1 protein-coding gene is annotated in these 1,367 nt (G+C 71.3%); it reads right to left on the bottom strand.

Annotation, left to right across the window (positions count from 1 at the left end; all coding sequences use genetic code 11):
• Window positions 1–1,367 (bottom strand): glycosyltransferase family 4 protein (locus G3N96_RS38585; RefSeq protein WP_206140480.1); only part of this gene is annotated, 1,367 nt, incomplete at both ends.

The following is a 1,367-nucleotide window of genomic DNA, read 5'->3' as shown; positions in this document are numbered from 1 at the left end:
GCATCGGTGGGCGTGCCGCGCAGGCACGCCCGTCGCCCGCCTCGACGATCAGCGTCCAGTCGAACGCCGGCAGTGCGCAGAGCTGCTCGACGGTGGCCGCGTACTCGTGCGCGGGCGCGTGCAGGTAGCGCACCTTGTCGGTCCATTCGGGCAGCGGCGCCTGCGACGAGGTCACCACGACCGCCAGCAGATCCTGCTCCGGCCGCCGTGCGATGTCCTGCAGGCTCAGCCGGACCTGGTCGAGGTCGCCCTCGGCGTCCAGGATCAGCGCGCCGGGGATCGGCGCATCCGGGCGGCCGGGCAGGTTGCCGATCGCGCCTTTGTCGATGCACTGCTGATACACATGGCGATAGCGCGGCAGCGCCTGCTGCAGCGCGTGATGCTTGCGGACCTTCGCCTGCGCCGTGCGCGCGAGCCCGCGGCGCAGCGCCGGGTTCGCGATCAGCCGGTCGAGCGCGTCGACCCACGCCTGCGGCGCATCCGGGACCAGCAGGCCGTCGCAGCCGTCGTGCAGCGCGAAGCGATAGGCGGGCCGGTCGCTGACGATCGAGGCGATGCCGGCCGCCGCGTATTCCTGCCACTGGATCGTGCTCGTGCCGGCGTTGTAGTCGTGGTCGGCAAGCGGCAGCAGCGCGATGTCCCAGCGCCGTTCCGGCAGGCGCCGTGCGTGCGCGTCGTAGTCGTGAAGCTCGGGCTCGCACCCGGCGGCCGGGTGGCCGGCCCAGCCCGGCGGGACGTCCGCGCCGACGAAACTCACCCTGACCTTGCCGGGATGGCGCGCGCAGATCGCGTGCAGCGCCGCGTCGACGAGCGCGAAGTTGTCGGCGCGCAGCGACGCGCCGGCGATGCCGATCGTCACGCAGTCGTCGCCGCGCGCCGTCACGGGGCGGTAGAACCGGTCGAAGTCCACGCTGTCGGGCAGCACGTGAACGCGCGGGTGCGACAGCCGGTAGCGGCTGGCGATGAACGGCGTGGATACGATCACGGCGTCCGCGTTGCGCAGCACGAGCTCGATCCCCGCGCGGGCCATCCCGCCTTGCGCGGCGAGCGGATGCGTGGACGGCAGGTCGGTCAGCAGGTCGTCGGTCTCGTAGATCACCGGCTTTTCATGCTTGAAGATCGTGTACAGGTCGTTGCCCGTCAGCATGCCGGGCGTCAGCCGGTGCAGCAGGATGGCGTCGGCCGTGGCCAGCACGCTGCTGTCGATCTGGCCGTCCCGGATGCCCGGGACGAGTTCCCATTCGTCGTTCAGGAAACCGAACGGCAGCGTGAGGCGAATTCGCGACGACGCGGATGCGTCAGGATCGATCGAATACACGATCAGGCGCTTGCGGCGCGGTGCGGCGTCCGCAGTCGCGGCGACGGGA

Source organism: Burkholderia sp. Se-20373 (assembly GCF_017104705.1).
In the GTDB taxonomy this organism is placed as follows: Bacteria; Pseudomonadota; Gammaproteobacteria; order Burkholderiales; family Burkholderiaceae; genus Burkholderia.
This window is presented reverse-complemented; position numbering and strand designations above follow the sequence as displayed.